Source organism: Bacteroides cellulosilyticus DSM 14838, assembly GCF_000158035.1.
GTDB classification, from domain to species: domain Bacteria; phylum Bacteroidota; class Bacteroidia; order Bacteroidales; family Bacteroidaceae; genus Bacteroides; species Bacteroides cellulosilyticus.
The window spans coordinates 138,984-146,786 of record NZ_EQ973489.1 but is presented as its reverse complement, the minus strand read 5'-3'; the positions used below and the strand labels follow the sequence as shown (position 1 = coordinate 146,786).

5 protein-coding genes are annotated in these 7,803 nt (G+C 45.4%); all 5 read left to right on the top strand.

Annotation, left to right across the window (positions count from 1 at the left end; genetic code table 11):
• Positions 1-1,288: hypothetical protein (locus BACCELL_RS03460; protein ID WP_007210158.1), on the top strand; the 1,288-nt coding region annotated here is incomplete at its 5' end.
• 26 nt (positions 1,289-1,314) lie between these two features.
• The gene (locus BACCELL_RS03455) at positions 1,315-2,244 is read left to right on the top strand and encodes an ROK family protein (RefSeq protein ID WP_007210157.1); all 930 of its coding nucleotides are present in this window, start codon (positions 1,315-1,317) and stop codon (positions 2,242-2,244) included.
• A 14-nt stretch (positions 2,245-2,258) separates the two neighbouring features.
• Positions 2,259-3,542, top strand: a complete 1,284-nt coding sequence (locus BACCELL_RS03450; RefSeq protein WP_007210156.1) for a sugar MFS transporter — start codon at positions 2,259-2,261, stop codon at positions 3,540-3,542.
• 9 nt (positions 3,543-3,551) lie between these two features.
• Positions 3,552-6,158 (top strand): DUF4962 domain-containing protein, encoded by a 2,607-nt coding sequence (locus BACCELL_RS03445; RefSeq protein WP_007210155.1) that lies wholly within the window; start codon positions 3,552-3,554, stop codon positions 6,156-6,158.
• Between the two features lie 16 nt (positions 6,159-6,174).
• Positions 6,175-7,593 (top strand): sulfatase family protein, encoded by a 1,419-nt coding sequence (locus BACCELL_RS03440; protein WP_007210154.1) that lies wholly within the window; start codon positions 6,175-6,177, stop codon positions 7,591-7,593.
• Positions 7,594-7,803 lie beyond the last annotated feature (210 nt).

Here is a 7,803-nt window from a genome sequence, read left to right as displayed (position 1 = left end):
AGGCTATGAGAAATACGTAGCCATGACCAATGAGTACAATAAGGAAGGAGAATTTCTTGCCTTTGTAGGTTATGAGGCACACAGCATGGAACATGGAGATCATGTGGCCCTGAACTATGACCTGGATGCGCCGTTGGTGGAATGTACCTCCATTGAAGACTGGAAACAAAAAGCCCGCGGACATAAAGTATTTATAACTCCGCATCACATGGGTTACCAGACGGGCTATCGCGGATATAACTGGAACTTCTTTACGGAAGGAGACCAGACTCCGTTCGTAGAGATGTATTCCCGCCACGGATTGGCTGAGAGCGATCAGGGTGATTATAATTATCTGCACGATATGGGACCTCGCCAATGGGAAGGTACAATTCAGTGTGGATTGGAGCAAGGCAAGAAATTCGGTATTATGGGCTCTACAGATCAGCACGCCGGATATCCGGGCAGTTATGGCGATGGGCGTATAGGCGTACTGGCAGAGTCATTGACCCGTGATAAGATCTGGGATGCAATGAAGAACCGTCACGTTTGTTGCGCTACCGGTGATAAGATCAATATAGATTTTCGTCTGAACGACGCTTTTCCGGGCGATGTGGTACGGGGTAACAGTCGCCGTATTTATTTGAATGTGGAAGGCGGCAGTTGTATCGATTACATAGACATTGTCAAGAATCGGAAATGCATAGCCCGTTTAAGTGGTCCGTTGTTGCCCGAAATGCCGGAAGGAGACATGGTACGTTGTAAGGTAAAGATTGATTTTGGATGGAACCGTGAAGAGCAGTATGTACATTGGCAAGGTAAACTATCTATCAGCAAAGGAACTATCAATGCTGTGGAACCTTGCTTCCGTGGCGCTGCCTTCACTTCTCCGCAACCGGGAGAACCCGAGTTTGAGACAAAGGTGAACCGTATTGTGTCTGTTACGGACAAGGATACGGAGTTGGACATGTACAGTTCCAAGAATCCGAATACCACCACTCCCGCCATGCAGGCCGTCATTCTGGATGTCACTATGCCTAAAGACGGTATGATTACGGCAGAGTTCAACGGCAAGAAGTTTGAACATTCACTGGGCGAACTTCTGGAAGGTTCCCGCTCCCATTTCATGATCGGATGGCTTAGTGAAGCTATCCTATTCAACCGTGCAATGCCGGAAAGTTGCTTTATGGTTGAACATTATATGGAAGACACTGAACCCGAAAGAGATACGGATTATTACTATATCAGAGTTCGCCAGCGTGACCAGCAATGGGCATGGAGCTCTCCTATATGGGTGGAAAGAACATAATGTTTCCTTATTTGATGTAATAAATTATGGAATACGCAATTGGCATTGATTTAGGTGGTACATCTATAAAATATGCTTTGGTAGATAAAGCGGGTAATTCTTTCTTTGAGGGAAAATTACCCTCTTTTGCTTCTGTCTCAGCTGCAAAAGTGATGGAACAACTGATAAAGGCTGCCACCTTGCTGAAAGATGAAGCCGCAAAACAGAACTGGACCGTACTGGGCATAGGGCTCGGTACACCGGGAATTGTAGATGAAACAAATCGTATCGTACTGGGAGGTGCGGAAAATATTGTCGGCTGGGAAAACATAGATGTAGCCTCCCTTATGGAGAAACAGATGAGTTTACCGGTAGTTGTTGGAAATGATGCCAATCTGATGGGACTGGGAGAAACGAAATATGGTGCAGGAAGAGGTTGCACTCATGTGGTGTTTCTGACTATAGGAACCGGTATCGGCGGAGCTGTCATCATTGATGGTAAATTGTTCAATGGATATGCTAACCGGGGTACGGAGTTGGGGCATGTACCGTTGATTGCCAACGGTGAACGTTGTGCCTGCGGGGCAATCGGCTGCCTGGAACATTATGCTTCGACTGCCGCCTTGACAAGACGTTTTAGCGCATTGGCGAAAGAGCAGAATTTAAGTTTTGATACGGAGATAAACGGGGAATTGATTGTTCGCCTGTATCATGAAAATTTCCCGCTCGCTGTCGAGTGCATGAACGAACACTTTTACTATTTGGGCAGAGGAATTGCCGGCTTTATCAATATCTTCAGTCCCCAACGGATTGTGATAGGAGGAGGTGTTGCAGAATCCGGCAGTTTCTATTTAGAGAAAATAAGGGCGGTAGTCAAAAAGCACGTAATAGCAGACTGTGCCCTGAATACCAAGATTGTAGCAGCCGAATTGGGCAATAAAGCCGGTCTTATCGGTGCAGCATCACTAATTCTATAAACAAACGAATTATTATGAAAAATAACAAGAAATGGGGTATGCTGGCATTGATCATGATGTTCTGGTTTACCATTTCATTCATTACAAACATTCTCGGACCGTTAATTCCTGACATTATCCATAACTTTGAGCTGAAGGATCTGGCAATGGCGGGATTTATCCCGACTTCCTTCTTCCTGGCTTATGCCATCATGTCGATACCGGCAGGCATATTGATAGATAAATATGGAGAAAAGCCAGTGCTGTTTACCGGTTTCCTTATGCCATTTATCGGAACCGTCTTGTTTGCATGTTTCCCATTCTATTTGATATTACTGGTGTCTTCCTTTATTATCGGCTTGGGAATGGCCATGTTGCAGACCGTAATTAACCCTTTGCAGCGTGTTGTCGGTGGAGAAGAGAACTATGCATTCATAGCCGAATTGGCACAGTTTGTGTTTGGAGTAGCATCGTTTATCAGTCCTTTGGTTTATACTTGGTTAATACATGCGCTGGCACCAGGAGTCTATCAGCCGGGAAAGAATTTCCTGCTTGATATTTTGGCGGACATCACTCCGGTCACTCTTCCCTGGGTTTCCCTTTATTGGGTATTCACAGTGTTATTGCTGATTATGCTGCTCATTGTGTCGTTGGTCCACTTCCCGCGCATTGAACTGAAAGATGATGAACGCAGCGGTTCTTCGGCTTCCTACAAGAAATTGTTCCGTCAAAGATACGTATGGCTTTTCTTCCTGGGAATCTTTTGTTATGTCAGTACAGAACAGGGAGTTTCTATTTTTATGAGTACTTTTCTGGAGCAGTATCATGGCATTGATCCGAAGACCGTGGGTGCGCAAAGCATCAGTTATTTCTGGGGTTCAATGACTGTCGGATGTTTGTTTGGCATGTTCCTGCTGAAGTTGATAGACAGTAAGCGTTTGCTGCAAATATCGGGCATACTTTCCATGAGTTTGCTGTTAATTGCATTATTCGGCTCCGCGGAAATAGCGGTGTGGGCTTTTCCTGCAATAGGCTTTTGTATCTCCATGATGTACTCCATAGTATTTTCACTTGCCCTGAATACAGTAACCCAGAATCACGGTTCTTTTGCAGGCATCCTTTGTTCCGGAATAGTGGGAGGTGCAGGTGGTCCGCTGCTCGTCAGCCTGGTATCCGACGCCACTTCGTTGCGAACGGGAATGTTACTTATTCTGATTTTCATGGGATACATTACGTTTATCGGCTTCTGGGCACATCCTTTGGTTAATAATAAGACAGTTAGCTTGAAAGAGCTGGTTACCTTCAAAAAACAAAAATAAGATTCTGAGATGAAAAAGATAGTATTGGGCTTATCGGCCCTCTGCCTGTTAATGGCATGTGGCAGTTCCGAGCAACCTGCCGTGATAAAGGTTTCCGAAGAAACATTGATGCATGAAGTCCGCGCAACTCCCTCTCCTGCCGATGGCACATACGTCAAGGTGAATCCACCGCGTTTCATGTGGCCGGACAAATTCCCTCATTTAGGTCCGGTGCTGGATGGAGTTCCGGGACAAGTAGATGAAAAGCCAAAAGTAGTTTACCGGATTCGTATCTCTCAAGACAAGAATTTTCGGAAAGATGTCCTTACCGGTGAACGTGCCTGGGCTTTCTTCAATCCTTTCCAGTGTCTGGCACAAGGGAAATGGTATTGGCAACATGCTTATGTTACCCCCGAAGGTACCGAAGAATGGTCGCCGGTTTACCAATTCTATATAGATAAAGATACACCGGAATTCAATCCGCCGACTTTGGAAAAAGTCCTGGCAGAATATCCTTCCCATCACCCGCGTGTGTTGCTGGATGCAGCTGACTGGGAAAAGATCATAGCGAAAAATAAAAATAATCCGGAAGCCCGGGCTTATATGGACAAGGCTTCCCAATGCATTTCCCGTCCGTTGAAGCATCTTCAGGAGGAGATAGATACAACGAATGTAGTTACGTTGACCAACATTGTGCAACGTAAATCAGCCCTCATCCGCGAGAGCCGTAAGATTGTAGACAGAGAAGAGGCCAACGTGGAAGCATTGGTCCGTGCTTATTTGCTGACAAAAGACGAGAAGTATTATCGGGAAGGCATTAACCGCCTGAGTGAAATTCTTTCCTGGCAAAAAAGCAAATACTTTGCAGGCGACTTTAACCTGTCCACCCTATTATCGATGAGTACATCCGCGTATGACGGATTTTATAATTTACTGTCACCGGAAGAGAAACAACTGCTGTTGGATAACATCCGCAGAATTGGAGACAAGTTCTATAATGAATACGTGAACCACCTGGAGAACCGTATTGCAGACAACCATGTGTGGCAGATGACTTTCCGTATCCTGACGATGGCGGCATTCGCTACGGTCGGTGAAATACCGGAAGCGTCCGTATGGACAGATTACTGTTATAATGAATGGATTTCACGCCTTCCGGGCCTGCATAAGGATGGTGGCTGGCACAATGGAGATGCCTATTTCCATGTAAATATACGTACCTTGATAGAAGTGCCGGCCTTTTTCTCACGCATATCCGGCTTCAACTTCTTTGCAGATCCGTGGTATAACAACAATGCCTTATATGTTATCTATCAGCAACCTCCCTTCTCCAAATCCGGAGGTCATGGCAACTCACATGAAGGACAACGCAGCCCGAACGGAGGGCGCGTAGGATATGCCGATGCCCTGGCACGCGAATGTAACAATCCGTGGGCAGCTGCTTATGTACACGAAATTATGCAGGAAGACCCTGACATCCTGTCGAAGGCTTTCGAAGCCAAACCGGCAGATTTGACCTGGTATCGCTGCACAACCCCGAAGGAAAGGCCTGCTTATAGCAAACATCTGTCGGAACTACCGGAAGCCAAAGTCTTCAAACAAGCAGGTACTGCCCTGATGAATACCGATATAGGGCATCATGCCAACAATGCCATGCTTTCTTTCCGAAGCAGCCCTTATGGTTCCACATCCCATGCCCTGGCCAATCAAAATGCTTTCAACACCTTCTTTGGGGGTAAGGCTATCTTTTATAGCAGCGGGCATCGTACCGGATTTACAGATGATCATTGTATGTATGCCTACCGGAATACCCGTGCCCATAACTCCATATTAGTAAACGGTATGGGTCAGAAGATAGGGACAGAAGGCTATGGTTGGATTCCCCGCTACTATGAAGGTGAAGAAATCTCTTACGTTGTAGGCGATGCCTCCAACGCCTATGGGAAAGTAGTCTCTCCGTTGTGGCTGGAACGCGGACGTTTATCCGGCACTCAATTTACACCGGAGAAAGGTTGGGATGAAAATAAGCTGGAATTCTTCCGAAGACATATCGTTCAGCTCGGACGCTCGGGTTTGTTTGTTGTTTACGATGAACTGGCCGGTAAAGAACCGGTAGAATGGAACTATCTGCTACATACGGTGGAACTGCCTATGGAGGTGGGTAAGGAAGAAGGAGGATTGCGCATCCTGGGTAAGAATAAAGCGGATGGAATATCGATAGCTCATTTATATTCTTCACAGGAGATGACTTATGCACAAACGGATACATTCTTTGTAGCCGCCCTTGACTGGAAAAAGCGTCTTGGCAAGGCTCTTGCTAATCATTATCATTTTACGGCAACGACAACTCCTTGCAATAAAGTGTTTTTTCTCAATATAATCGATGTACATGGAAACAACCGCGCCGATGCCGTGATAAATCATCAGGGAAATCGCATTACAGTAGAAGGATGGGTTATTGAATGTAATCTGGATAGTGAAGGCAAAGCGTTCCTGCACATAGAGAATACGCAGAACGATGCTTCACTGGACTTCAACTATAATTCGAATAAGGGTGCTACGACTATCGTCGATCAGGTAGGCGGAAAGAGAATAGAGAAAAGACTGGTTGATTCCTTACCGAAACCTGAAATATAAAACCGAATATTAAATCATGAAAGTTACTAATATGGTAAAACAAATTCCAATGAAGCATCTGGCATTTTTTTCTTTGCTATGCTCTTCTGCGGCTTCTGCGGCCGAACGTCCCAATATCATCTATATATTCACGGATCAACAGACAGCCAGCGCCATGAGTTGTGCCGGAAATCCGGACCTGCACACTCCCAATCTCGACCGATTGGCAGCCGCCGGTGTAATGTTCAATAATGCTTATTGCACCGCTCCGCTCAGCGGTCCTTCACGTGGAGCCATGTTTACGGGGCATTATCCGGATGCAGTAGGACTGTCAGTCAATGGTTCACCGATACCCGACTCGCTCAGGACACAGACATTAGGCACCTTAATAAAGAATGCCGGATATGATTGTGCTTATGGCGGTAAATGGCATCTTCCTCTTCTTGATGTCCCCGACAAAGAATACGGCTTCGACAACATTTACAAACATAGTGACGACGGACTGGCGGAAGCTTGCGCCGAATACCTCTCACGCAAACATAAAAAGCCTTTTTTCCTGGTAGCTTCTTATGACAATCCACACAATATCTGCGAATACGCACGGAGCCAAAACTTCCCTTATGGAAATATTGATACGCCTGATATACGGGACTGCCCGGGAGTACCAGCCAATTTCGCCAAGAATCCTTACGATGCCGATGTCATTGAAAGCGAAAGGGCAAACAACTATAATGTATATCCGACTGCCGGTTTTACTCCCGAAGACTGGCGTATGTACCGTTATACCTATTATCGTTTGGTAGAAAAAGTAGATAAGGAGATCGGAAAAATTATTGATGCCATTGATAAGAACGATCTTTGGAAGAATACAGTAGTGATCTTCTCCAGTGACCACGGAGATGGTATAGGGGCTCACCATTGGAACCAGAAATCTGCTTTATATGAAGAAGTTATCAACATTCCTCTTATCGTAACCCTGCCCGGCAAGAAGAATGCAGGCAAAGTATTGCCTCAACTTATCAGCAACGGTATAGATTTCTTCGCTTCCGTATGCGACTGGGCAGGTGCCAAGATGCCGGAAGGAGCAGCCGGAAAGTCTTTCCGGAAAGTTGTGGAAGAAGGTAATCCACAGGCCTTACATCAAGAATACATCATCACCGAAACACGGTTTGACGGCAGCAAGACAAGAGGCTGGGTAGTACGCACTGAGCGCTACAAATATGTGCTTTATGATAAAGGAAAATATCGTGAGCAACTGTTTGATATGCAGAATGACAGAGGAGAAATGAGAAACCTGATCATGGAAAATGCCTATAGCCAGGAACTGCAAAAACTTCGTGATGTCCTTGAAAAGTGGATGAATACCTATAATATACGTCCAACCCGTCCGAAGCTGCACGATGTTCCCGGAAAGAAACTCAAAAGCACAACCCGATATCAGACAGCTTATAAATAGATTAAGAAATGATAGCCCGCCTTATTATCTTTAAAGTGCAATAGGCGGCAATTAGTTTCCCGGCGTGAAACTGACAGTTTCATTACTTGAAACCAGTAGTTTCACACCGAGAAACTGACGGTTTCATCCCTTGAAACTAATAGTTCCTCCGCAGGAAACTTTTTCTTCCTTTATAGTACTAAGTAACGTTTTAAAAATAACTTGGTACAT